Annotated in this window: 23 protein-coding genes and 5 pseudogenes; 13 read left to right on the top strand and 15 right to left on the bottom strand. The window is 72.6% G+C overall.

What is annotated here, in order from left to right:
- Position 1: 1 nt before the first annotated feature.
- Positions 2-319, bottom strand: a complete 318-nt coding sequence (locus tag ACGFZL_RS14240) for a trypco2 family protein (protein WP_393691504.1) — start codon at positions 317-319, stop codon at positions 2-4.
- 149 nt (positions 320-468) lie between these two features.
- On the opposite strand from ACGFZL_RS14240, the gene ACGFZL_RS14235 reads away from it, so the two are divergent.
- Both ACGFZL_RS14235 and ACGFZL_RS14230 read left to right on the top strand, forming a co-directional pair.
- Positions 469-975, top strand: coding sequence for a YbaK/EbsC family protein (locus tag ACGFZL_RS14235; protein WP_393691502.1), 507 nt, complete (start codon positions 469-471; stop codon positions 973-975).
- Positions 972-1817 carry an EamA family transporter gene (locus tag ACGFZL_RS14230; RefSeq protein WP_393691500.1) on the top strand — a complete coding sequence of 282 codons (846 nt, stop codon included), beginning with the start codon at positions 972-974 and terminating at the stop codon, positions 1815-1817. The genes ACGFZL_RS14235 and ACGFZL_RS14230 overlap by 4 nt, the downstream gene beginning before the upstream one ends.
- A gap of 103 nt (positions 1818-1920) precedes the next feature.
- On the opposite strand, the pseudogene ACGFZL_RS14225 reads toward ACGFZL_RS14230, so the two are convergent.
- Positions 1921-3159, bottom strand: a pseudogene (locus tag ACGFZL_RS14225) (hypothetical protein); the annotation flags it as partial.
- Positions 3160-3161: 2 nt separating this feature from the next.
- On the opposite strand from ACGFZL_RS14225, the pseudogene ACGFZL_RS14220 reads away from it, so the two are divergent.
- Both ACGFZL_RS14220 and ACGFZL_RS14215 read left to right on the top strand, forming a co-directional pair.
- Positions 3162-3506 (top strand): annotated as a pseudogene (locus ACGFZL_RS14220) (transposase); the annotation flags it as partial.
- A gap of 51 nt (positions 3507-3557) precedes the next feature.
- A pseudogene (locus ACGFZL_RS14215) lies at positions 3558-4433 on the top strand (IS5 family transposase); the annotation flags it as partial.
- 372 nt (positions 4434-4805) lie between these two features.
- Here the strand turns inward: ACGFZL_RS14215 and ACGFZL_RS14210 are convergent.
- Both ACGFZL_RS14210 and uppS read right to left on the bottom strand, forming a co-directional pair.
- On the bottom strand, positions 4806-6290 hold the full coding sequence (locus tag ACGFZL_RS14210; RefSeq protein WP_393691883.1) for an oxygenase MpaB family protein: 1485 nt from the start codon (positions 6288-6290) through the stop codon (positions 4806-4808).
- Positions 6291-6352: 62 nt separating this feature from the next.
- On the bottom strand, positions 6353-7147 hold the full coding sequence (uppS, locus tag ACGFZL_RS14205; RefSeq protein WP_393691498.1) for a polyprenyl diphosphate synthase: 795 nt from the start codon (positions 7145-7147) through the stop codon (positions 6353-6355).
- A 264-nt stretch (positions 7148-7411) separates the two neighbouring features.
- On the opposite strand from uppS, the gene ACGFZL_RS14200 reads away from it, so the two are divergent.
- Positions 7412-7831, top strand: a complete 420-nt coding sequence (locus ACGFZL_RS14200; protein WP_393691914.1) for a hypothetical protein — start codon at positions 7412-7414, stop codon at positions 7829-7831.
- A 150-nt stretch (positions 7832-7981) separates the two neighbouring features.
- On the opposite strand, the pseudogene ACGFZL_RS14195 reads toward ACGFZL_RS14200, so the two are convergent.
- Positions 7982-8146 (bottom strand): annotated as a pseudogene (locus ACGFZL_RS14195) (transposase); the annotation flags it as partial.
- Between ACGFZL_RS14195 and ACGFZL_RS14190 the strand changes: the two are divergent.
- Both ACGFZL_RS14190 and ACGFZL_RS14185 read left to right on the top strand, forming a co-directional pair.
- A pseudogene (locus ACGFZL_RS14190) lies at positions 8085-8735 on the top strand (DUF5753 domain-containing protein); the annotation flags it as partial. The pseudogenes ACGFZL_RS14195 and ACGFZL_RS14190 overlap by 62 nt on opposite strands.
- Positions 8732-8917, top strand: a complete 186-nt coding sequence (locus ACGFZL_RS14185) for a DUF397 domain-containing protein (RefSeq protein ID WP_393691496.1) — start codon at positions 8732-8734, stop codon at positions 8915-8917. The pseudogene ACGFZL_RS14190 and the gene ACGFZL_RS14185, both read left to right, overlap by 4 nt.
- A 16-nt stretch (positions 8918-8933) precedes the next feature.
- Here ACGFZL_RS14185 and ACGFZL_RS14180 read toward each other — a convergent pair whose 3' ends face one another.
- The 3 genes from ACGFZL_RS14180 to ACGFZL_RS14170 are packed head-to-tail and all read right to left on the bottom strand — an operon-like array spanning position 8934 to position 11529.
- Positions 8934-9677 carry an ATP-binding cassette domain-containing protein gene (locus tag ACGFZL_RS14180; protein WP_393691494.1) on the bottom strand — a complete coding sequence of 248 codons (744 nt, stop codon included), beginning with the start codon at positions 9675-9677 and terminating at the stop codon, positions 8934-8936.
- A complete protein-coding gene (locus ACGFZL_RS14175) occupies positions 9674-10252 on the bottom strand; it encodes a hypothetical protein (RefSeq protein ID WP_393691492.1) in 579 nt (192 codons plus the stop codon). Before ACGFZL_RS14175 ends, ACGFZL_RS14180 begins: the two co-directional genes overlap by 4 nt.
- Positions 10249-11529 carry a hypothetical protein gene (locus tag ACGFZL_RS14170; RefSeq protein WP_393691490.1) on the bottom strand — a complete coding sequence of 427 codons (1281 nt, stop codon included), beginning with the start codon at positions 11527-11529 and terminating at the stop codon, positions 10249-10251. Before ACGFZL_RS14170 ends, ACGFZL_RS14175 begins: the two co-directional genes overlap by 4 nt.
- A gap of 118 nt (positions 11530-11647) precedes the next feature.
- Between ACGFZL_RS14170 and ACGFZL_RS14165 the strand changes: the two genes are divergently transcribed.
- Complete coding sequence (locus tag ACGFZL_RS14165; protein WP_393691488.1) at positions 11648-11923, top strand: DUF1876 domain-containing protein; 276 nt, start codon at positions 11648-11650, stop codon at positions 11921-11923.
- A 12-nt stretch (positions 11924-11935) separates the two neighbouring features.
- On the opposite strand, the gene ACGFZL_RS14160 is transcribed toward ACGFZL_RS14165, so the two are convergent.
- The 4 genes from ACGFZL_RS14160 to ACGFZL_RS14145 form a co-directional block, all read right to left on the bottom strand.
- A complete protein-coding gene (locus tag ACGFZL_RS14160) occupies positions 11936-13084 on the bottom strand; it encodes a serine hydrolase domain-containing protein (protein WP_393691881.1) in 1149 nt (382 codons plus the stop codon).
- Positions 13085-13157: 73 nt separating this feature from the next.
- Positions 13158-13925: an energy-coupling factor ABC transporter ATP-binding protein gene (locus ACGFZL_RS14155; protein ID WP_393691486.1), complete on the bottom strand. Its 768-nt coding sequence runs from the start codon at positions 13923-13925 to the stop codon at positions 13158-13160.
- The gene (gene cbiQ / locus ACGFZL_RS14150) at positions 13913-14674 is read right to left on the bottom strand and encodes a cobalt ECF transporter T component CbiQ (RefSeq protein WP_355174163.1); all 762 of its coding nucleotides are present in this window, start codon (positions 14672-14674) and stop codon (positions 13913-13915) included. The genes ACGFZL_RS14155 and cbiQ overlap by 13 nt, the downstream gene beginning before the upstream one ends.
- A 1-nt stretch (position 14675) precedes the next feature.
- Positions 14676-15764, bottom strand: coding sequence for an energy-coupling factor ABC transporter permease (locus ACGFZL_RS14145; protein WP_393691484.1), 1089 nt, complete (start codon positions 15762-15764; stop codon positions 14676-14678).
- A gap of 198 nt (positions 15765-15962) precedes the next feature.
- Here ACGFZL_RS14145 and ACGFZL_RS14140 point away from each other — a divergent pair, with 198 nt between their 5' ends.
- The gene (locus ACGFZL_RS14140) at positions 15963-16385 is read left to right on the top strand and encodes an SsgA family sporulation/cell division regulator (protein WP_393691482.1); all 423 of its coding nucleotides are present in this window, start codon (positions 15963-15965) and stop codon (positions 16383-16385) included.
- Here the strand turns inward: ACGFZL_RS14140 and ACGFZL_RS14135 are convergent.
- Positions 16382-18085 (bottom strand): penicillin-binding transpeptidase domain-containing protein, encoded by a 1704-nt coding sequence (locus tag ACGFZL_RS14135; protein ID WP_393691480.1) that lies wholly within the window; start codon positions 18083-18085, stop codon positions 16382-16384. The two genes, ACGFZL_RS14140 and ACGFZL_RS14135, sit on opposite strands and share 4 nt — an antisense overlap.
- A gap of 131 nt (positions 18086-18216) precedes the next feature.
- Complete coding sequence (locus ACGFZL_RS14130; RefSeq protein WP_393691478.1) at positions 18217-19845, bottom strand: penicillin-binding transpeptidase domain-containing protein; 1629 nt, start codon at positions 19843-19845, stop codon at positions 18217-18219.
- A gap of 203 nt (positions 19846-20048) precedes the next feature.
- Between ACGFZL_RS14130 and ACGFZL_RS14125 the strand changes: the two genes are divergently transcribed.
- Entirely contained in the window at positions 20049-20450 is a 402-nt protein-coding gene (locus ACGFZL_RS14125) for a VOC family protein (RefSeq protein ID WP_393691476.1), read from the top strand.
- Between the two features lie 88 nt (positions 20451-20538).
- Here the strand turns inward: ACGFZL_RS14125 and ACGFZL_RS14120 are convergent, their stop codons facing one another.
- Positions 20539-21429 carry a LysR family transcriptional regulator gene (locus tag ACGFZL_RS14120; protein ID WP_393691474.1) on the bottom strand — a complete coding sequence of 297 codons (891 nt, stop codon included), beginning with the start codon at positions 21427-21429 and terminating at the stop codon, positions 20539-20541.
- Positions 21430-21562: 133 nt separating this feature from the next.
- On the opposite strand from ACGFZL_RS14120, the gene ACGFZL_RS14115 reads away from it, so the two are divergent.
- The 3 genes from ACGFZL_RS14115 to ACGFZL_RS14105 are packed head-to-tail and all read left to right on the top strand — an operon-like array spanning position 21563 to position 23212.
- The gene (locus ACGFZL_RS14115; RefSeq protein WP_393691472.1) at positions 21563-22075 is read left to right on the top strand and encodes a nuclear transport factor 2 family protein; all 513 of its coding nucleotides are present in this window, start codon (positions 21563-21565) and stop codon (positions 22073-22075) included.
- Positions 22076-22099: 24 nt separating this feature from the next.
- Positions 22100-22591 (top strand): cupin domain-containing protein, encoded by a 492-nt coding sequence (locus ACGFZL_RS14110; RefSeq protein ID WP_393691470.1) that lies wholly within the window; start codon positions 22100-22102, stop codon positions 22589-22591.
- A 54-nt stretch (positions 22592-22645) separates the two neighbouring features.
- Entirely contained in the window at positions 22646-23212 is a 567-nt protein-coding gene (locus ACGFZL_RS14105) for a dihydrofolate reductase family protein (RefSeq protein WP_393691468.1), read from the top strand.
- The last annotated feature ends 2 nt before the right edge of the window (positions 23213-23214 follow it).

Raw genomic sequence — 23214 nt, 5'->3', positions numbered from 1 at the left:
CCTACCGGGGGCGCTCACGGCTCTCGGAGCCGATCTTCTGGTCGGCGCCCTGCTGGTCGACCGGCTGCAGGGTGATCTTCAGGCGGGAGGTCGTGCCCGCCGCGTACCCGGCCTTGGCCTCGGCGCTCGCGCTCCACGGCAGGATGGACACCTTGGCCCCCGCCTGGCCGTCCTTCCGCACGTCGACGGCGAACTCCATCTCCACCGCGCCCGTGCGGAACTGGATCGCGTGACCGGCCCCGTCGGCCACGGCCGCCTCCAGCTCGGCCCGGATCGCGCTGATGGCCTCGGACAGCCCCGCCCACGGTTCCTGCGGCATCGGCCCCGACCCCCTGGTCTCCTGAAATCTCCTGAAGCAATGTCAGGAGGCAGGCTAGCGGCTCACCCGGGGGTGCCGGCCGGGGGAAGCCCGTGCCGACGGGACAACCCGGTCGCGTGTGCCATACACGCACCGCTACCGTGCCCCTCATGAACACCGTCGACGACACCTCCCCCGTCCACCCCCGCTTCGCCGCCGCCCTCCTCGAACGGGGGCTCGGGGAGGTGGCCGGGCGGGTGCGGCGGTTTCCGGAGGGGGCCAGGACGGCGGTGGAGGCCGCCGCGGCCGTCGGGTGCGAGCTGAGCCAGATCTGCAAGTCGCTGATCTTCGCGGCGGACGGGGTGCCCGTGCTGGTCCTCATGGACGGGGCGTCGCGGGTCGACGTGGAGAAGGTCCGCGCGGAGCTGGGCGCCGGGAAGGTGACCCGGGCCAAGGCGGACGTCGTGCGGGAGACCACCGGGTACGCCATCGGGGCCGTGCCGCCCTTCGGGCACCGCGAGCGGACCCGGGTGCTCGCCGACCGGTCCCTGCTCGCGCACGACACCGTGTGGGCCGCCGCCGGCACCCCGCACACCGTCTTCCCCATGGCACCGGCCGAGCTGGTGGCCGTCGCGGGGGCGGAGCTGGTGGACGTGCGCGAGACCGGCGGCGCGTGACACCGCTGGTCGTCGCCGCCGTGCTGCTCGCGGCGGTGACGCACGCCTGCTGGAACGCCATCGCGCACCGCATCCCCGACAAGCTCACCGGGTTCGCCCTCATCTCCGGGGGCGGTCTCCTCATCGGGCTCGCGCTCACGCCGTTCGCCGCCCTCCCGGCGGCCGGCGCGTGGCCGTACCTCCTCCTCTCCGCCGCGATCCACATCGCCTACTACGCCCTGCTGATGCGCTCCTTCCGGCTCGGCGACTTCGGCCAGGCCTACCCCATCGCCCGCGGCAGCGCCCCGCTCCTCGTCACCGTCCTCGCCGCCCTCCTCGCCCACGAGGTCCCCGACGGCTGGGCCGCCCTCGGCGTCCTGGCCTCCTGCACCGGCCTGACCGGCGTCGCCCTGTGGGGGCTGCGCGGACGCCGGCCCGACTGGGCGGCCGTCGGCGCGGCCCTCGCCACCGGCGCGACCATCGCGGCGTACACGGTGGTCGACGGCCTGGGCGTGCGGGCCTCCGGGTCGCCGGTCGGGTACATCGCCTGGCTGATGGCGCTCCAGGGCGCGGTCGTCCCGCTCTGGTTCCTCCACCGGCACCGGTCCGCGTCCTGGGCGCTGGTCCGCCCGCCGGCCGGGCTCGGACTGCTCGGCGCCGCCCTCTCCGTCCTCGCCTACGCCCTCGTCCTGTGGGCCCAGACCCGCGCCCCGCTCGCCCCCGTCGCCGCGCTGCGCGAGTCCTCGATCCTGGTCGGTGCGGCGATGGGGGCGATCCTCTTCAAGGAGCGCTTCGGCGCCCCGCGCATCGCGGCGGCGGGGCTGCTGGTGGTGGGCATCGGGCTGATGCTGCACGCGTCGTGACGTCCGTCAGGCCACGGCGGTGCCCTCCAGCTCGACCAGTTGCCACCCCGGCCGCGGCCGGCCGGGCCGACCTGGCGCACGTGCCCGGCGCCGCCCTGCCGGACTAGCAGGAGACGGTGCCCCGGCGCAGGGCGTGGCCGCCGTCGTTGGCGTCGTCGGACCAGTAGACCGGCTTGCTGCCGGACACGCACTCGTCGTCGCCGGAGAGGGTGAAACCCTCGTTGTTGTAGTCGGGCATGCCGGTGGGGCGGTCGTAGACGGCGGCCGTCGCGAAGGCGCCGGACGCGTCGACCTTCAGGGTGCGGTGCCGGCCGTGGCAGGTGTCGTCGCAGACGGCCCACAGGCGGCCGGCCTGCGGCTCCCACTGCAACTCCATCACACCGGTCATGCCGCTGGCGAAGGAGGCGACGCGGGTGAAGGCGCCGGAGTCCTGGAGGACGTACCCGTGGACGGCGCCCGTCCCCTCCACCCCGACGAAGAACACGCCGCCGCTGTGGGCACCGTAGCGGGCGGGGTCGTAGGCGGCGCCGGTGGCGGAGTCCTTGAAACCGGCGGTGGTGAGGGAGGTGTCCGGCACCCAAGTGACAGCCTCCAGACCGGCATTGGCCCCGGTCGCGGGCAGGTCGCCGGTCAGGTTCCACTCCTTGGCGGCGGTGAGGGTGCTGCCGGTGCCGCTCACGGTGTACTTCAGCACCGACAGGCGGCTGGTGCCGTCCTTGTCGCCGTCGCGCTCGGTGGCGGCGAAGACGCCCGCGGCCGAGCCGGAGCCGGTGACGGTGACGCCCTCGGCGTCGGGGCTGCCGGAGCCGCCCGGGTAGCGCAGGGTCTTGCCCTTCGACCAGCCGTTCGCGGTGTCCGGCTTCCAGCCGCCGTTGCCGTCGCGGACCAGGCGCCACAGCTTGCCGCTGTTCTGGGCGCCCCACAGGACGCCGCCCTCCTGCTGGAGGCCGCTGAGGTCGGAGCCGAAGACGTTGGCGGCGTCGGCGTCGGCGACGGCGCCGCCACCGGGCCAGGCCGTCGTACCGCCCCCACCGCCGCCACAGGCGTTGACGGCGCCGAGTGTGAGCGCGGCCTGCGTGAAGGTCCCCGTGCCGTCGGCGCAGCGCGACCAGGACGGCGCCGAGTGCTGCGACCAGGAGAAGCTGTCGACCAGCGTCTTGCCGTCGGCCAGGTACAGCCGGGCCTTGTCGGCGGACCCGAGGCCGTAGGAGCCGGCGACGTCGAAGGCGCGGGCGGCGTGCGGGGCGATGGCGGTGCCGGACGGGATCTTGTACGCGTGCCCGTCGTCGTCGTCCTTGAGCACCCAGCCGGACACGTCGACGCTCGCGGCGCCCTTGTTGTAAGGAAGTACCGGCCGGTCTCGAGGTGCACCTGATCCTCGACAACTACGCGACCCACAAGACACCGGCGGTCAAGAAGTGGCTGCTGGCCCACCCTCGATTCCACCTGCACTTCACACCCACCAGCTCGTCCTGGCTGAACCTGGTGGAGCGATGGTTCGCCGAGCTCACGCAAAAGAAGCTCAAGCGCGGCATCCACCGTTCCGTCCAAGCACTCGAACGCGACATCCGGGCCTGGGTCGCAGACTGGAACGACCACCCACGCCCCTTCATCTGGACCAAAACCGCCGATGAGATCCTCGACAAAGTCGCCAGCTACTGCCAGCGAATCTCTGACTCAGGTCACTAGGTTCTGTCCGGCGGATCATGTCATCGTCTCGCGTGGCCCATTGTGTTGGTCGTGGGGCGGGGCGATCTGACGAACGACGAGTGGGTGCAACTTGCACCACATCTGCCGAAGACCGGCCGCCGAGGCGGACGATGGACTGATCACCGGACGGTGATCAACGGGATCCTGTTCCGGGTCCGCACGGGCGTCCCGTGGCGGGACCTGCCGGAGCGGTTCGGCAGCTGGAAAACCGTGTACGAGCGCCACCGTCGGTGGTCGGAGGACGGCACCTGGGAGAGAATCCTCCAGGGCGTCCGGGCCGAGGCCGACTCTCCGGGGCGCATCGACTGGAGCATGGTGAGCGTGGACTCCACCTCGTGCCGGGCCCACCAGCACGCTGCCGGTGCACCGCGCAGACCACCCCGTATCCCGAAGCGGAGATCAACGCCCCGGCAGCACCGCCCCGACGAAGGACTCGGCCGGTCCCGCGGCGGCCTGACCTCCAAGATCCACCTTGCCGGGGAAGGCGGCCGCCGTCCACTGGCCATGCTGATCACGCCCGGCCAGTGGGGCGACAGCCCGCAGCTGATCCCGGTCCTGGAACGCATCAGGGGCAAGCGCCCCGGAGGCGGCCGTCCGCGCACCCGCCCCGACCATCTCGGCGGCGACAAGGCGTACAGCTCCCGCCGCAATCGCCGCTACCTGCGTAGACGTCAGATAAAACACACCATCCCGGAGCCGAAGGACCAACGGGCCAACCGTCGGCGCCGCGGCAGCCGCGGAGGCCGACCTGCCAGCTTCGACAAGGAGATGTACAAGCGCCGGAACGAGGTCGAGCGCACGATCAACCGACTCAAGCACTCCAGGGCCGTCGCGACGCGCTACGACAAGCGCGCCTACGTCTTCCACAGCACCGTCACCGTCGCATCGATCCGACTCTGGCTCAGACTGACCCGCCGCACAAGGCAGGCTTACAGCAGATCCAGGACGGACGCGCTCCACCCAAGGGCCCCGGGCGTGTGCCAGCGGGGTCGCTCTCGTGTCCCGGCCATGGTCCGGCCCGCCACGAATGCATGCTGGTGCTCCCGGACCGACTCCGACAGCGCGACCTGCAACGTCATCTCCATCCTCCTCGTCACATGCGACTGAGCGGTCGTACTCCATCGATCTTGGGGGGACGTGAGTATGAGGGCGGCCACGCGGCCGGATGACCTTCCACTGGTGCGGGCATGAAAGCAGGGCCTCCCGGAAAGCTCCTGGGTGTCGAGCCCATCGGAGCTTCGGGAGACCCTGCTGCCGCAGTCGGTTGCGCTGCCCAGGTCAGGCCTCGGCAAGCAGTGGGTCGAACGGGGTGGTGCGCTGCCGGCCGGACATGAAGGCCAGGAACTCCTTCACGAAGGCACTCCGGGTGTAGGTGGTTCCAGCGGTCCCCGAGGTGTCGCGGTGGAACGCCGTACGGAACAGGACCCGGTACTCGGCGGCGTCGATGTGTCCGCTGCCATCCTTGTCGGTGACGTCGAAGAGGACCTCGGCGACCCTGATGAGTGCGGGCCCGGCGAGGGAGGGCGTTCCAGCGGCGTACTCCTGGGCGCTGATGCTGCCGTCGCCGTCGGTGTCGAGGGCTGCCTGGAGCTCCCGCCACCAGTCGGCGAAGGCCGCGTACAGCCTCGTCTCCTCGGGTTCGTCCAGGTCGAGGCGGCTCGCGAGCTCCCGGGCCATGGCGGCAAGATCCGGCCAGTCCAGTGAGCCGTTGCCGGTCTGGTCGAGCACCTGCCGGAAGAACTCGTCTGCCTCTTGCCGGTGGGCGGACGCGCCTTGTGGGGCAGCCCGCGTGCCCGGATCCGTCCGGTCCGACAGCGGGGACAGCAGCCTGATCATGGCCGCGGCCTGCTTCATCTTGGCGTTCAGGGCCGCGGCGGTCCTGGCCCGCGGGTCGTCGCTCTCGGCATCCGGGACCATGGACAGCAGGTTCATGGCGTTCTCCGGGTCGACCCAGCCGGCAGGCAGGAACCGGGTCAGTCCGATGGCCAGATAAGCGCCCTGCATCAGCGTGTGCGCCCCGGGAAACTCGGGAAGGCCGGCCCGGCGGCGGAAGGGTTCAGGGAGGGAGGCCACGGCGACCACCCCGACCACCGGCGCGACGAGGGCCCGCCCGGTCGCCCACAGGGCGGGCACGCTGCTCAGCAGCGGAGGAGCGGGAAGGTGGGCGAAGAGCTGGTACAGAATGACCCGCATCGCCTCCGTGTTTTCCAGTTCCTCGGCGACCATCCGGTCGAAGTACGGCCAGAATTGAGCCAGGGTGGGCGGCAGTTCACCGGGTGTGTCACCCATGGTGGCGAGCATGCCGTGGAACTCGGCATACAGGTCCTCCATGAACTGCTGCTCCAGTGGCTGGCCGCTCAACCGGAACATGGAGACGGAACTCTCGAAGAGGGTCGCCACCACCCATGCGCGAGCACCGGGGTCCATCGCGTCGTACGGGCGGTTCTTGTGATCCGTGCCGTTCATCCGGGCGTGCAGGCGGTTCAGCCTCGCCGCCTCCCGCTCGCGCGTCGCGGCGTCGGCTCCGACCATGCGCTTGGTACTGAGGAAGGTGTTGCGCAGGCGCCGCCACGGATGGGCGAGAAAGGTGGAGTTCTCCACCAGGGCCGCGCCGATCGCCGGATGCGCGGCCTCCAGCAGCGTCGCCCGGACCATGGCCAGCGCCCACAGGGGGTCGTCGAAGAACGAGCCGAACCGGGAGTCCGAATCCGATAACGGGCCGCCACGGGCGCCGGCGTGCGGTCCAGGATCCTGTTCAGGGATGTCGTCCGGTCGGCCGGAATGATGGGCCGCGTGGCCGTCGGGGCGGGGTGTGTCCTGAAGGGTCACGGTCGAAGGGCTCCGATCTCGTTGGGCAGCACGCCGCCGAAACGGCGGTCGCGCTGCCGGTAGGCGTGAAGGCATTCAGCGAAGTGAGAGGCGCGGAAGTCGGGCCACAGCACAGGTGGGAACGCCCACTCCGCGTATGCGACCTGCCAGAGCATGAAGTTGGAGATGCGCTGCTCACCTGAGGTGCGGATCACCAAGTCCACGTCGGGCGTGTCCGGGTAGGGCAGATGGTCGGCAAAGGTCTCCTCGGTGACGGCCTCGGCGCAGGCGCCGCTACGCAACAGCGAGCGCGCAGCCTCGACGATGTCCCTGCGCCCTCCGTGGTCGAAGGCCACGGTCAGGGTCATCCCCTTGTTGTCTTCGGTCAACGTCATCAGATCGTCGAAGTCCCGCGCGAGCGCGGGCGGGATTCGCGGATCGGACACGCCGAGGAAGCGGCAACGGATGCCACGCGCGTGCAAGAAGAGGGAGTGCTTGCGCACCACGCGCCTCACCAACTTCATCAGGAAGTCGACTTCCTCGGACGGGCGGCTCCAGTTCTCCGTGGAGAACGCGTACAGACTCAACCATCCGACGCCGGCAAAGCGCGCGGCCTCGATGACATCGATCACGGCCGCCTCGGCGGCGCTGTGGCCGAAGGTGCGAGGCTGTGCCCGCGAGTGTGCCCACCGCCCGTTGCCGTCCATCACACAGGCGACGTGCCCGGGCACCCGCCGGGCCCCGCCCGTCCCCTGGCGCGGAATTGCCGAGGCGGCCGGGGAACCTCCACCGCTCACCTGCTGCATGTCCATGCCCTCTCCTTGCGAAGCCCAGTTCCGATCAGTCCGAACAGCATTTCAGCGGCTCGCCACTTGAGCCGCTGTCGGCAGATGGGTTCACCCTCGGATCGTCAGTTCGAAAGTCACCGGTTTCCGCGATCGGCGGCTCGATCCCGTGCGTCGAGTGCTCCGACCCGGGTACGGCACCCCGCTGTCCTGGCGGACCGAGATCGCCCATCGCCTGCCGTACGGACACACCCAATCGCCGACCTGACGATGCGCGCCCCGGACGCCGGTGTGCCTGCCATGCTCCTGGAGGTCGACCGCGTCACCGAGCCCGCCGACGACCTGCACCCCTATCAAGACTGGTTCGAGCTCTTGGCGCCGGAGGCCGACGCGAACAAGGAGCGGGCGGCGCAGGGAGCGGCGGTGCACGACTTCCGGCCGTGGTCGCGGATCTACCCGCCGACCGGCGGCTGGGAGGGCTACGTCCCCCTCGCGTTCGTGCTCACCGGGAAGACGGACGCGCAGCGCGAGAGCAGGATGCGGTGGCTGGAGCAGGTCACGCGCACGTACGTCGCCGGGGCGCCACCACCTTCGCGACGGCCGGGTGGGAGCCGGCGCAGTCCAGAGCGTCGTCGGCCACTTCATGGCCCGACCCGCCTCCCGGTTCCCCGAAGGCTGGGGCCCTGCTGTTCTTCGGCCGCGCAGAACTGAGCCGCCCCACGACCACAGCATGAGCCGCCACGTACTCCGCCCCAGGCACAGCCTCCCGCACCGCGGCGGGAGGAGCTGCGGCCGACCGGACCGAGGGTCGTCCGACCGGTCTGCGCGGATCCCGAGTCGTCGCCGAGCAGTGGATAGCCGTTCCTCCGACCACCGACGGTGGCGCTCGTACACGGTTTTCCAGCTGCCGAACCGCTCCGGCAGGTCCCGCCACGGGACGCCCGTGCGGACCCGGAACAGGATCCCGTTGATCCTGGACAGGGCGGACGCGGTCACGGGGGCGAATGAGCATCTGCGAGCGTTCATGGAGGACATGCGGAGGGCCCGGTATCCGAAGAAGGTGCGCGATCTGGCGGACATGGAGGGGCGGGCGGTGGAGATGCTGCTGTATGGAAGCCACAACCTCCACGGTCTTCTGCAGACTCCGGAGTACGCGCGAACTCTGTTCGAGATGAGGCAGCCGGCGCTGAGTGAGGACGTCGTCGAACGCGAGGCCGCTGCCCGGGTGGCGCGGAAGGCGGTCTTCGAGCGTGACCCCGCGCCGACGCTCAGCTTCATGCAGGAGCAGGTGACGCTGGAACGGCCTTACGGCAGCACGGCGGTGCTGCGTCGGCAGCTCGAACACCTGCTGGAAGTCTCAGAGCTGAGGCACGTGACTCTCCAGGTCATGCCCACCGAGCGGCAGGAGAACGCCGGAGCTTCCGGCCTCATCCAGGTGCTCAAATTCGGCGACGGCACCGCGATCGCCCGTTCCAGCAGCGTCTTCAACGCGCGCCCGGTCTCGGACCCCAAAGATCTCCGCATCCTCGAGTTGCGCTATGGGATGATCCGAGCGCGGGCTCTCGCACCGAGGGAGTCGCGAGCCTTCATCGAGCAAGCGCTGGGGAGACTATGAGCACCGCCGAACTCCACTGGTTCAAGAGCAGCTTCAGCGACAGCAGCGAGCCCGGCGACTGCGTCGAGGTCGCCACCACCCCTGCCACCATCCACATCCGCGACTCCAAGTCCCCCCAGCCTCCGCACCTCACGGTTACCCGCGCCACCTGGGCCGACTTCCTCACCCACGTCACGGCGTGATCCGCACCGGCCCGCTTCAGGCCCGGGCGCCGCTCTCCCGCAGCAGTGCCGTGTACGCGCCCTCCGCCGCGCGGCCCTCGAGCGTGCCGGGCGGGGTGAAGGACAGGAAGGAGCGGGTGTCGCCGTGGTGGAGGATGCGGCCGTCGTAGAGGACGGACACGTGGTCGGCCTCCTCGGCGAGGTCCGCGACGTCGTGCGTGGAGAGCAGTACCCGGATGTCGCCGGTGAGCCCCGCGAGCAGGTCGCGGAAGACGCGGCGCTGGTACGGGTCGAGGCCCGCGGTCGGCTCGTCCAGCAGGAGTACGCGGGCGCCGTGGACCAGCGCCCCGGCCACCCCGACGCGGCGCAGCTGGCCCCCGGAGAGGCGGTCGCTGCGCTCGTTCATCCGGTCCGCGAGGTCGACCTTGGCGAGCGCCTGGCGGGCCCGCTTCCAGGCGTCGGGCCGGGTCATGCCCTTCAGCCAGCCGATGTAGGCGACGTACTCGCGGGCCGTGAGCCCGGGCATCGGGGTGATGTCCTGCGGCATCCACGCCACGTCCTGCCGGTACGCCCGGCTGCCCGCGGGCTCGTCGTCCAGGTGGACGCTGCCGCGCTGCGGGCGGGTCACCGAGGCCGCGAGCCTCAACAGGGTGGACTTCCCGGCGCCGTTGGGGCCCAACAGGACGGTGAGCCCGTCGGGGAGCGCGTAGTGGAAGTCCCGCAGGACGGGGGTCCGGCCGCGCCGGTAGCGGTAGGTGCAGCGGTCGAGTACGAGGGTCACGGGGCCTTCCGGGGGGAGCGGACCAGGGCGACGAGTCCTGCGGCGTACACCAGCAGGGCGGCGAGGGCCGCCGGGAGGTCGTGGGCGGAGTGCGGTACGACCGTCCACGGCCGCGGCACCGGGCCGCGGAAGCCGACGCCGACCACCAGGACCAGCCAGGCCACCGGGACCAGGACCGCGGAGGCGCCGAAGGCGGCGTGCCCGAGGAGCATCAGGCCGGTCAGGAAGAGCACGTTGCGGCCCGCCGCAGCGGCCTCCTGCGTGCCGCCCAGGGCGGCGGTCAGCAGGGCGCAGCACAGGGCCGCAGTGGCCGCCGCGGTGACCAGGGCGGCGTCGTACCGGCCCACCGGCCGCACCCCGGAGTCCTCCGGCGCGGGGACCCTGGACTCCAGGGCGTGCATGAGGCAGGCGACGAACGGCACGGGGACGAAGAGGGTCAGCGCGACCCGCGGCGAGCCGATGAGCGAGGGCAGCACCACCCGGGTGTGCTGCACCGCGAGCAGCGGGAGCAGGAAGGCGGCCAGCGCCAGGGGCAGCATGAGCCGCGTGCGACGAGCGCCGAGCCACCACCTCACGCCGGGCTCCCGGCACAGGAGTTGAGAGTGCTGCGGAGCCAGTTCCGCTGAGCAGCGGGCGACTTGGCGAGGACGTCGCGGATCTCGGCCCTCACCCGGCTCTCCAGCCGCGTGCTCTCGGCGGTGGCGCCCTCGCGCTCGCGGCCCTCCCGGTACATGTCGAGCTGGCCGGTGCGGGTGGCGCCCCACAGCCAGACGGAGTGCGCCCGCGCCGTCGGGACGTGCGCGCAGCGGAACTCCAGAGCCCTCACCATGACTTGGTAGCCGGCCTCGTGCGGCCGGTCCGCCGACATCAGGCTCAGCCGCCACACCCGGCCGTCGCCGCCGCCCGCCTCGGCGGGCCCGGCCAGCACGTCGACGATGCTCTCGGGGGCGGCGCCGGGCGCGCCGGCGGCCCGCAGGGTGCTCAGCGCCTCGGCGGCCTCGCGCTGGACCCGGTCCAGCCGCCCCGACGCCACGCGCGGCAGGCACACCCGCGGGTGCTCACCGGTGCAGTCCACGGGCGCCCGGCCGGTGGCCGTGGGCGGCGTGTGCGACCAGTCCCGCGCGAGGTGCTGGGCGCCGAGGACACCGGCCGCCGCGACCGCGAGCGCGACCGGGGCGCGCAGCAGCCGGGGGCCGAACGGCGCCCAGAGCAGCGCCAGTCCGGCCGCGACGCCACCCGCCAGCAGGACCGGCGCGGCGACGGTCACCAGCCGCGGCACCTCGCCGTAGCCGACGTCGGAGAACTGCCCGGACACGTGGCGCGGCCAGTAGGGCTGGACGGTCCGGGTGAAGGCGACCGCGACCCAGTCGGCGACCGCCACCACCGGGGTGGCGATCAGCCGGGGCAGGAACGAGCCGAGGGCGAACCCGGCGATCGCGTGCGCGACCACGATCAGCATCCCGGCCGCCGGCAGCCGCAGGGAGTCGAGCGTGGGCGCCGTACCGCTGCGCGCCAGGGAGACGGCCGGCGGCACCAGCAGCACGAGCCAGCACAGCAGGACCACGGGCAGCAGCAGGTTCGCCGCGACCAGGTAGCGGCTGCGGGAAGGCGGGATCTCCCAGACGCGCGCTTTTCGCAGCCGCCCGCTCTCCCAGACGCCGAGCGCGGCGGCGGCGGCGTAGGCGAGGGCGTAGAGGACCATCAGCGGAGCCGAGACTATTGACGGGGCCCAGTGGTGATACGTGCCGGGCTCGGCGGTTTCCCCCGTGACGTAGTAAAGGGCCGCCATGAGCAGGACCAGGGGGCCTGCCCAGCGCACACTGCTGCTCCGCAGGGCGGTGGTGAAACGCATCGCGACTCCCATGAGGCTCTGCCTGGGACCTCACAGGGGACCTCCGGTGGCGGTGTGAAGATAACACCCGGAGATCGGCAGCCCTACCCTGGAAGAAGGTATTCCGGAGGTGATCGGCATGATGCACACCGCTGTGGGATGGCACGTCGAGATGGAATTCATGGAGGACGACCGGCACACCCGCGCCGCCGCCATGGTCCGGCTCCCCGACGGCACCGAGATCCGCGCGCAGGGCCACGCCAGCCGGCACGACGTCGACTCCGCGCAGCCCCGGGTGGGCGAGGAGGTCGCGGGGGCGCGGGCGCTGAACGAGCTGGCGATGCGGTTGCTCAGCAAGGCGCACGACGAGATCGACGCCGACTCGGGGCGCGCCTCGCACCCCATCCACGTGTGACCCGGCGCCCGCTCAGAGCGCGGCCCGTACCGTCCGTATCAGCGCCTGCGCCCTCGGGTCCGCCGTCACCGTCTTGCGGAAGCCGTTCGTGACGTAGCCGAAGGCGACGCCCTCCTCCGGGTCGGCGAAGCCCAGCGCGCCGCCCCGGCCCGGGTGGCCGAAGGAGGCGGGGGAGAGCAGCGGGGACGCGCTGCCGTGCAGCATGTAGCCGAGGCCGAAGCGGGTGCCGACGACCAAGACGCGGTCGGGCCCCGCGGACTCCTCGGCGCGGGCGCGGGCCACCGTCCGAGGGGTGAAGAGGCGTACGCCGTCCACGTGGTCGATCAGGGACGCGTAGAAGCGGGCCAGGCCCTCCGCCGTGGTGACGCCGTTGGTGGCCGGCATGGCGAGGGCCCGGTACGCCGGGTCGTTCTGGTCCGGGAACGGCGTGATCGCGGCGAAGGCGCGGCGGGTGAGGGAGGCGGGGTCCTCGTAGGCCGCCGTCACCGCGCGCTTGGGGCGCAGTCGCGGGCCGGAGGACGCGGAGGGCTCCGGTTCCGGGAGGGGGCCGACGCGGCCCGCCCGGTCGGCGGCCGACGGCGGCAGGCCCAGCCACAGGTCCAGGCCCAGGGGGTCCGCGACCTCGTCCGCCAGCCACTCACCCGTGCCGCGCCCCGTCACCCTGCGGACCAGGCCGTCCACCAGCCAGCCGTACGTCAGCGCGTGGTAGCCGTGGTCCGTGCCCGGCTCCCAGGCGGGGGCCTGCGCGGCGACCGCCTCCGGGCCGCGCAGAGGGTCCAGCGCCTCGGCCGGGGTGAGGGGGAGGTCCAGGGCCGGGAGGCCGGCCCGGTGGTTCAGGATGTGCCGTACCGAGATCTGCGCCTTGAACTCCGGCCAGTACTCGCCGACCGGCGCGTCCAGGTCCAGCTCCCCGCGCTGGTGCAGCAGCAGCGGTACGGCCGCCGCCACGCCCTTCGTCGCCGAGCGGACGACCTGCGCGGTGCCCCGCTGCCAGGGCTCGGTGCCGTCGACGTCCTTCGTGCCGGCCCACAGGTCCACGACCTTGCGGCCGTCCCGGTAGACGGCGACCGCCGCGCCCCGGTCGCCCAGCGCGCCGAAGTTGCGGACGAACGCGTCCCTGACCGGCTCGAAGCCCCCCGCCACCGTGCCCCGCACGTCCACGCCGTCCACGCCGTCCACCCTTCGCCTCCGCCTACGACAGTGGGTGCAACAGCCATCCCCCGCCTGCGATTCCTCAGCCGCCCGTCGCCACCGAGCGCGGGTCGAAGCCGAAGGGCAGTTCCAGGCGGTGCGCGCGCATCAGCGCGTCGTCGGAGAGCAGGGCGCCGGTCGGGCCGTCCGCCGCGATCACGCCGTCGCTGAGGATGAGGGCGCGGGAGCACAGCTCCAGGGCGTAGGGCAGGTCGTGGGTGACCATCAGCACCGTCACGTCCAGCGAGCGCAGGATGTCGGCCAGCTCGCGGCGGGAGGCCGGGTCGAGGTTGGAGGACGGCTCGTCCAGGACGAGGATCTCGGGCTCCATGGCGAGGACGGTGGCGACGGCCACCCGGCGCCGCTGGCCGAAGGAGAGGTGGTGCGGGGGGCGGTCCTTGAACTCCGCCATGCCGACCAGGGACAGTGCCCGGTCCACCCGGGCCTCCAGCTCCGCGCCCTTCACCCCAGCCGCCGCCGGGCCGAAGGCCACGTCCTCGCGGACCGTCGGCATGAAGAGCTGGTCGTCGGGGTCCTGGAAGACGATGCCGACCCGGCGCCTGATCTCCGCCATGTTCCGCTTGTCCACCGGCAGCCCGGCCACGGTGACCGTGCCGGTGCCGCCGCCCAGGATGCCGTTCAGGTGCAGGACGAGGGTCGTCTTCCCGGCGCCGTTCGGCCCGAGCAGCGCGACCCGCTCGCCGCGCGCCACGGAGAAGTCGACGCCGAAGAGGGCCTGGTGCCCGTCGGGGTAGGCGAAGGCGAGGCCGGAGACGTCGAGAGATGCAGGCACAGGGGTCACAGGGTCCATCCCAGCAGACACACCGCGAGCGCGGCGACGGGGAGGGCCAGCGCGTGCGCCCACTGCGCCCGGTCCGCGGTGACCTCGTCGATCACCGGCATCGACCCGGCGTAGCCCCGGCTGACCATGGCCAGGTGGACGCGCTCGCCGCGCTCGTAGGAGCGGATGAAGAGCGCGCCGGCCGACTTGGCGAGCACCCCCCAGTGCCGCACGCCCTTCGCCTCGAAGCCGCGCGACTCCCGGGCGATCCGCATCCGCCGCATCTCGTCGCCGATGACGTCGCCGTAGCGGATCATGAAGGAGGCGATCTGGACGAGGAGCGGCGGCAGCTTGAGCCGCTGGAGCCCGAGGAGCAGCTCGCGCAGCTCCGTGGTGGAGGCCAGCAGCACCGAGGCGGCGACGCCCAGCGTGCCCTTGGCCAGCACGTTCCAGGCGCCCCACAGGCCGTTGACGCTCAGCGACATCCCCAGGACGTCCACCCGCTCGCCCTCCGCCACGAAGGGCATCAGCACGGCGAACGCCACGAACGGCACCTCGATCAGCAGCCGCTTCAGCAGGAAGCCGGCCGGGACGCGGGCCGCGTACGCCACCGCCGCGAGCAGCAGCGCGTAGAGCCCGAAGGCCCACATCGCCTCGCGCGGGGTGGACACCACGACGACCACGAAGGCGAAGGCGGCGGCGAGCTTGGTGTGCGGCGGCAGTGCGTGCACGGGGGAGTGCCCGTGCCGGTAGAGCCGGTGCGCGTGGCCGGCGCCCATGTCAGTCCTTCGTGCTGTGCGCGGCCGGCGGCAGGTCGCCGGGCACGGTGGTGCTCGTGGGGGAGGTGTCGTCGGCGCGGCGCCTGCGCACGCCCCAGAAGACCGCGCTGCCCGCGACGATCGTGACGCCGACGCCGATCACCCCGGCCAGGCCGCCGGAGAGGCGGGCGTTCGTGATGTCGGAGACGCCGTAGTCGGCGAGCGGGGAGTCGGAGCTGGCGTGCTCCTTGGCCTTCTTGTCGATGCCCTTGTCCGTGGCGACCTTCTCCAGGCCGTCCGGGTTGGCGGAGGCGTAGAAGCTGACGAAGCCGGCGAGGACGAGGGAGGTGACCAGGCCGGTGATCCACACCTTGCGGTGGGAACGGGCGGCCACCGGGGCGGGCGTCGGCTCGGCGTCGGGCGCGTCGACCAGCTCGCCGTCGACCCGCAGCTGGAGCTTCTGGCGCAGGCCCCGGGCGCCGTACACGAGGTCCGGGCGTACGGCGATGACCGCGCCGACCGTCAGCGCGGTGATCACCGCCTCGCCGATGCCGATCAGCACGTGCACGCCGATCATGGCGCTGGCGACCTTGCCGATGGAGACGTCGGTCGTGCCGCCGATCCAGTACATGAGGGTGAAGGCGACGGCGGCGGCCGGCACGGAGATCAGCGCGGCGACGAAGGAGGCCACGGTGACGGTGCGGCGGCCTCGCGGGAGCACCTTCACCAGCCCCCGGAAGAGGGCGTAGGCGACGACGGTCGTGACGATCGCCATGTCGGTGATGTTCACGCCGAGCGCGGTCAGGCCGCCGTCCGCGAAGAGGATGCCCTGCATCAGCAGGACGACGGAGACGCAGAGGACCCCGGTGAAGGGGCCGACGAGTATCGCCGCCAGCGCCCCGCCGAGCAGATGGCCGCTGGTCCCCGCCGCGACGGGGAAGTTCAGCATCTGCACGGCGAAGATGAACGCCGCGACCAGGCCCGCGAGGGGCGCGGTCCGCTCGTCCAGCTCGCGGCGCGCGCCGCGCAGGCTCACCGCGATGGCGCCGGCGGCGACGACGCCGGTCACGGCGGAGGTCGGGGCGTTGATGAATCCGTCAGGTACGTGCACCCATCGATGATAGGGGGTTGTTGCGAAGGGCTTGCAAGAGCGAGGAGGTCGTCATCGCATGGTCATCTCGGTGCCCCCGCCCGGGTGGCCGCTCAGGAGGGTGACATGGCGCACATATGGGACAGTGGAGGTGGGGTTCCCGCCGAGCGGGGGACCCGAGAGGCCCTGGCCGGTCGACACAGCGTGAGGGGCGTTCCGATGTCCGTGGTCGAGCAGTACGCGAGAGTGCACATCCTCACGGACACCGACCGCCCCGGCGATGTCGACGGCGGCGCGACACCCGTCGCCCTGCGCTACGACCCCGACGCCGACCCCCGCGCGGTCAGCCTCGAACTGCCCGCCCGGGGACGCGAGTGGACCTTCTCCCGCGCCCTCCTCGAACAGGGCCTGCGTGCCCCCGCCGGCACCGGCGAGGTGCGGGTGTGGCCCTGCGGCCGGGTGCAGGCGGTGGTCGAGTTCCACGGGGCGGAGGGCTGCTCGGTGGTGCAGTTCGACACGCGGGCGCTGATGCGGTTCCTGCGCCAGACCTACCTGGCGGCGACGACGGACCGGCCCGCGACGGCGCCGGTCGACGACTCCCGGCCCGCGCCGGTGGAGGACTCCCGGCTGGTGAGCGGCTAGCCGCGCTTCAGCAGTGCCGCCACGATCGGGCCCGCCGTGTCGCCGCCGTGGCCGCCGCGCTGGACGACGCCGGCGGACGCGAGGTCGTCCCGGTACGCCGTGAACCAGCCGTTGGGCTTGTCCTGGCCGTCGACCTCCGCCGAGCCGGTCTTCGCGCCCACGTCGCCGCCGACCCCGGCCATCGCCTCGGCCGCCGTGCCGGAGGCCGCCGTGTACGCCATCAGCCGGCGCAGCTGGGACAGGGTGGCCGGGGACATCGCCCGGGAGGCGGTGGCGAGCGCGCGGCCGTCCACCTTCGGCGAGACCAGATAGGGCTGGTGGAAGGTGCCCGTCTTCACGGTCGCCGCGACGGACGCCATGTTCAGCGGGTTCATCCGCACCCCGCCCTGCCCGATGAGGGATGCCGCCTTCTGCGCGGCGCTCTGCACGGGCACGGCGCCGTCGAAGGACGGCACGCCGATCGCCCAGTCGTCCCGGCCCAGGCCGAAGACCTGCTGGGCCTGCCGGGTCAGGTCGTCGTCCTTCAGCTTGCCGGCCTGGCTGATGAAGGCGGTGTTGCAGGAGCGGGCGAAGCTGGCCAGGAAGGTGCCGTCCTTGATCTCGAACTTGTCGTCGTTCTGGAACTTCCAGCCGCCGTAGCTCACGTACTTCGGGCACGGGTGCGGCTTGTCGATCGAGGCCAGCTTCTTCTCGATCAGCAGCGAGGAGGTGACGACCTTCATCGTGGAGCCGGGGGCCAGCGAGCCCTGGAAGGCGGTGTTGAAGCCGTGGCCGCCGTTGGCGATGGCGAGGATCTCGCCGGTGGAGGCGCGCAGCAGTACGACGGAGGCGTCGGCCTTGCCCTCGACCTGCTCCTCGGCGGCGGCCTGGAGGGCCGGGTCGAGGGTGGTCTTCACGGTGCCCGGGGTGCCGGGCCGCAGTTCGAGCAGCGTCTTGTCGGCGGCCTCGCCCGCCTCGCCGCCCTTGGCCCCCTTGCCGTCGTCGTCCCCGCCCTCCTCGTGGCGCACGACGCGCAGCTCGATGCCCGCCGCCCCGCCGGCCTTCTTGCCGTACTTCGCGCGCAGCCCGTCCAGGACGGTGCCGAGGGAGGGGTACTTCGCGGCGGTGATCTCGCCGCCCGACCGGTCCAGGGCCTTGACCGGCGGGGTGCCGGACTCGCCGGTCACCAGCTTGTCGCCGTCGCGCAGCGCGGGGTGGACCACGGCCGCGTGCCAGTCGACGCGGGGCTCGCCGTCGCCGGCGCGGCGCACGACGGTGAGCGCGCTGTCGTAGGCGAGCGGCTTGGCCGTGTCCTTCCACGTCACGGTCGCCTTGACGGCGAACGGCACCTTGGCGCCGACGGGGGCTCCGGGCGTGAGGACGGGGGCCTTGACGCGGGCGTCCTTGGCGTAGCCGGTGAGCAGCGCGGTGGCGGCTTCCGGGTCGTCGGTGGCGGCGGCAGCGGCGGGTACGTCGCCGCGCTGCCAGGCGGTGAGGAACCGCTGCGCGGTGGCGGTGACCTCGGCGGCCGTCACCGGGCCGGTCTTCGCCCTCTTCTCCGGCGCCGCGCTGCCGCCCCGCCCCGTGCCGTCGTCGCCCCCGCCGTCGTACAGCGCCCAGGCGCCGAACCCGGCCCCGGCCACGACGACGGCGGCCACCGTGCCGACGACCGCGGCGGATGCCTTCTTCCGCCGCCCCCCGGCGGCCCTCCTGCTGCCCACTGCGCTTCCCGTCTCTTCCGCTGCCCTGTGCCGTGCCTGTGCTGTGCCCTGTCGGGCATGGCGCCCCCGCCCCGCCCTGTCATGTGAACGACGGGACAAGCCTGGAGTCGTGCCGTCCCGCCCTACGCCGGTCAGCCCCCCGCGCGCAGCACGTCGACCACGATCGGGCCGGCCGCGTCGCTGCCGTGGCCGCCTTCCAGGGTCATGGCCGCCGCGGCGACGTCGTTCCGGAAGCCCGTGAACCAACTGTCGGACACGGCTTGCCCGTCGACCTCCGCCGACCCCGTCTTGGCGCCGATGTCCCCCGTGAGCCCGGACATGGCGGGGGCCGCGGTGCCCTGCGTGGCGGTGCGCCGCATCATCTGCTTCAGCTGGGCGGCGGTGCCCGGCGGGAGCCCCTTGGCGGTGGCGAGTTCGCGGTCGTCCAGCTTCGGGGAGACGAGGTAGGGCTGGCGGAAGGTGCCGGTGATGGCGGTGGCCGTCACGGAGGCCATGTTCAGCGGGTTCATCTGGACCTGGCCCTGGCCGATGGCGTTCGCGGCGCGGTCCGGGCCCGCCACGGCGGGCACCGAGCCGTCGGCGGAGACGATGCCGGTCTTCCAGTTGTTCCGGCCGAGCCCGAAGCGCTCCTGGGCCTCCTCGGTGAGGGAGGCGTCGCTCAGCGGTTTCTCGTCGATGAGCTTGATGAAGGCGGTGTTGCAGGACCGCGCGAAGCTGTCGGCGAGCGTGGCGCCCGGGTCGGGCTTCATGTTGGTGAGGTTGTGGAAGGTCTGGCTCTGCCACACGGCCTCGTCGTCACAGGGCGCGGGCCCGTTCATGCTGGTCACGCCGTTGTCGATGAGCATGGCGGCCGTGATGACCTTCATGGTCGAACCGGGGGCGACCTTGCCCTGGAAGGCGGCGTCGAAGCCGCTCGCCGGGTTGTTCGCCACGGCCAGCACCTCGCCGGTGCTCGGCTTCACGGCGACCACGGAGGACTTGTCGTAGCGCCGCACGGCCTTCTCGGCCGCCGCCTGGACGCTCGCGCTGAGCGTGGTGCGCAGGGCGCCGGGCCTGCCCTCGCTGACGGTGAGCAGCGAGGTGTCGGGCGCGCCGTCCACCGTGTGCCGGATCGCCAGCTCGACGCCGGGGGTGCCGCCGGCCTTGTCGCCGTACTTGGCGCGCAGCTGGTCGAGGACGGTGCCGAGCGAGGGATACGCCTTCACGGACAGCGTCTTGCCGTCGCGGTCGACGGCGCGCACGGCCGGAGAGGCGGCCTCGCCGGTCACCAGGCTGTCACCGGCCTTGAGCTGCGGATGGACGACGGCGGGGTCCCAGTCGACCAGGGCGCGTCCGGTGGTCGCGCCGCGGACGACGGTGAGGGTGCTGTCGTAGGAGAGCGGCTTGCTCGCCCCGTCGTACGACACCTTGGCCTTCACCGTGAACGGCACGCTCACCCCGTCCGGGCGGGTCTGCCCCGGCGTGATGGAGACGTCGGTGATGTGGGCGTCGTCGCGGTAGCCGGCGAGCAGGGTCCGGGCGACGGCGGCGTTGTCGGTGAGCTGGGCGGCGGCGGTGGCGTCGCCCTTCTCCCAGGCCGTGAAGAAGTCCTCCGCGGTCTCCTTCACCTCGTCCGCGTCGGGCGGCCCGCTCTTCTCGCCCGCTCCGGCCGGTCCCGAGCCGTCGAGCGCCGACACAACGTTGTACGCTCCGTACCCGGCGCCGCCCAGCATCACGGCGCACACGCCGCCGATGACGGCGGCCTTGACCCCCCTGCCCATGGCAGTTCCCTCCCCGGAATGTCCCCGTTACGCCCCCCGGCGCGTTCTTGAACGCGTTCAGAAGTGCGTGTGCGGTGCACTCTATGCCGTGGGAGGGGCGGACGGTACCGGTGTGCCCGTTCGTTGCCCAACGGAGATGCTTCTGGAAGGGCGGGGCTCGCGGGGCTGTCCAACGGGGCGTCGGCTCGTAGATCCTGATCCCCGTGACCCACCCGACGAGCGAGACCCCGTGGCCGGGCGCGATCAGCGCCATCACCCTCTTCGTGGAGGACCTGCCCGCCACCAAGCGGTTCTACCAGGACGTGTTCGGACTGCCGGTGGCCTTCGAGGACGCGAACTCGGCGGTGTTCGGCTTCGGCGGCACCGTCATCAACCTGCTCAGCTCCACGGAGGCCCCCGCCCTCATCGCCCCCGCCCCCGTGGCCGCCCCGGACGCCGGCTCCCGCCTGCAGCTCACGCTGCCCGTGGACGACGTGGACGCGATGTGCGAGGAGCTGACCGCCCGCGGCGTGACGCTGCTGAACGGCCCGATGGACCGCCCCTGGGGCATCCGCACCGCCAGCTTCCGCGACCCGGGCGGCCACATCTGGGAGATCGCCAAGTGAGCGCGCCGTACCCGGAGATTCGGGTGCTCCCGCGCTTCCTGGACACGGCGCGCGAACTGCGCGGCGGCAAGCGCCGGGTGGGTTTGGTCTAACCGCCCACCAGCGCCGAGGCGCAGTCGCTGAAGGCGCGGACGCGGGCCGTCGCGGCGTCGGCGCGCCAGTACAGCGCCCACTGCAGCGGGGGTGCGTCGCGGAGCAGCACGAAGGCGACGTCGGGTCGGGCGTAGTAGCGCCGCACCTGCGCGCCGACGGTGAAGCAGCCCTGGCCGGCGCCGACGCGGGTGAGGACCTCGTTGAACGTCGCGCCCGCGGGGCCGTGTCCGATCGGGCGGCCGGCCGGTGTGGTGGACGGTGCGCAGTCCCGCCGGAGCGCGTCGGGGACGTTCTCCGGCAGCCGCAGGAGCGTCACCCGGGCCAGGTCCTCCATGGAGACCGACTCTTGGCGGGCGAAGGGGTGGCCCACCGGAACGGCCAGCATGCGGGACTCGCGCACCAGCACCGGCCCGAAGGCCAGGCCCGGTTCGCCGGCGGGATGGTGGACCAGCGCGGTGTCGACCTCGCCGTCGCGGAGCCAGGGGAAGACCTCCGCGAGCTGTGCCTCGCGCAGCTCCACCGCGCACCCGGGCTCACGTCCGTGGAACAACTCCGCCGCGCCGGAGAGCAGTTGCCCGCCCGCGGCGCCGACGAACGCGACGCGCAGGGTGCCGGTGCGACCGCGGCCGGCGTCGATCGCCCGCTCCACCGCGGAGGTGACCAGCGCCCAGGCCGGCCGCAGGTCCTCCGCCAGCTGCGCGCCCACCGGCGACAGCTCGACGCGGCGGCTGGTGCGGTGGAACAGGGGGACGCCGACCCGCCGTTCGAGCTTCGCGATGGTCTGGCTGACCCGGGCCGTGGAGAGGTGCAGGCGCTCGGCGGTCCGGCCGAAGTGCAGCTCCTCGGCCAGGGTGAGGAAGGCTTCCAGCTCGTGCCGCTCCAGCATCGCCCGTCCCCCCCCCCGCATCGTTAACCCTGACTTCAGGATCCTTGCACAGATCGGCGTTGATCGGCCGGTCGCGCCCGGCGAGGCTGGAGACAGCTGATCCACTCACCTCTGAAGGGAACCGAGGAGCACCGTGACGTACGTGACGGAAGACCGCGCCCTGACCGCCCCGGTCGCCGACCCGGCGGCCACGGTCGCCGAGCTGCGCGACCGCGCCGAGGTCCTCGACGCGCTGTACCGGTTCGGCCTCGGCCAGGACCTCAAGGACCCGGCGCTCTTCGCCTCCGCGTTCGCGGCCGACGCCGAGCTGGACTTCGCCCCGGCCGCCGCGAAGTGGGGAGGCCGGCCGCCGCTGATGGTCGGGCGGGACACGATCGTCACCACGATCCTCGGCCTGTTCACCGGGCGGGTGGACACCACCCACCAGGTCACCAACGCGCGCGTCGCCCTCGCCGGCGACACCGCCCGGCTGACCGCGCTGGTGGAGGCCCAGCACCTCCTGACCGCCGACCGCGGCACCTTCGCCCTCCTGAAGAACCCCTACGACGTCGATCTGGTCCGCGCCGGCCACCGCTGGGTGATCCGGCGCCTGCGCATCGACAACGCCTGGTACGCCGGCGACCCCGCCGCCGTCTTCAGCGCCTGACACCACCCGGAAAGGACCTCTCCCATGACCGCCTCCTCCCAGCCCGCCACCAGCCCCCTGCTGACCCGCCACGCCGAGGCCGAGACCTGCGCCGACCCCAGCAGCACGATGACCCTGCTCGCCGACTCGGCCGGCTTCACCAGCTACCGGTCGACGTTCGCCGAGGGCGCGGTGGGAGCCCCGGCCCACTTCCACACCTCGGCGACGGAGCTGTTCTTCGTGATCAGCGGGTCCCTCCGGGTGCTGGTGGGCGAGGAGGTCACCGTCCTCGGCGCGGGCGACTTCCTGGCCGTGCCGCCGCACACCCCGCACGCCTTCGCCGCGGCGCCCGGCCACGAGGCGGACGTGCTCTTCGTCTTCACGCCCGGCATGGGCCGCTTCGACTACCTGCGCCTGCTCGGGCGGGTGATGCGGGGCGAGGCCGACCCGGCGGAGATCGCCGCCTCGGCGGACCACTACGACAACCACTACGTCGACAGCCCGGTGTGGCGAGCCGCCCTGGAATCCGCCACGTGAGGCCGCGCCGCCTGGTACGACTCAGGGCAGACCCGCACTGAGGAGGACCAGGCGATGCGCAGCGTGACCTACTCGATGAGCACCTCCCTCGACGGCTACGTCGTCGACCCCGGCGGAGGCATCGACTGGACGGCCCCCGACCCGGAGGTCTTCCGCTACTGGACCGACGAGATCCGGGGCGTCGACGTCCACCTGATGGGCCGCCGCCTCTACGAGACGATGCTGTACTGGGAGACCGCCGACCAGGACGCCTCCCTCGACGCCGCCGACCGCGAGTGGACGGAGCTGTGGAAGCCGCTCCCCAAGGTGGTCTTCTCCACCACGCTGACGTCGGTGCGGGGCGCGGCGGCCCGCCTGGCCACCGGCACCGTGACGGAGGAGATCGCCCGCCTGCGCGCCGAACCGGGCGACGGCGAGATCGCCATCGGCGGCGCGACCCTCGCCGCCGAGGCGGCTGCCGCCGACCTGATCGACGAGTACCGCGCGATGGTCTACCCGGTCCTGCTCGGCGGCGGCACGCCGTTCTTCCCACGGGCGGACCGCCGGGTCGACCTCACCCTCGTCGAGACCCGCACCTTCGCCTCCCGCGTGGTGTACCTCCGCCACCGGGTGGTGCGCTAGGA

Origin of the sequence: Streptomyces sp. NPDC048182 (assembly GCF_043202555.1) — a bacterium.
Lineage (GTDB): Bacteria > Actinomycetota > Actinomycetes > Streptomycetales > Streptomycetaceae > Streptomyces.
Note: the sequence above shows the minus strand (reverse complement) of the source record. Positions and strands in the feature narration are given on the sequence as shown.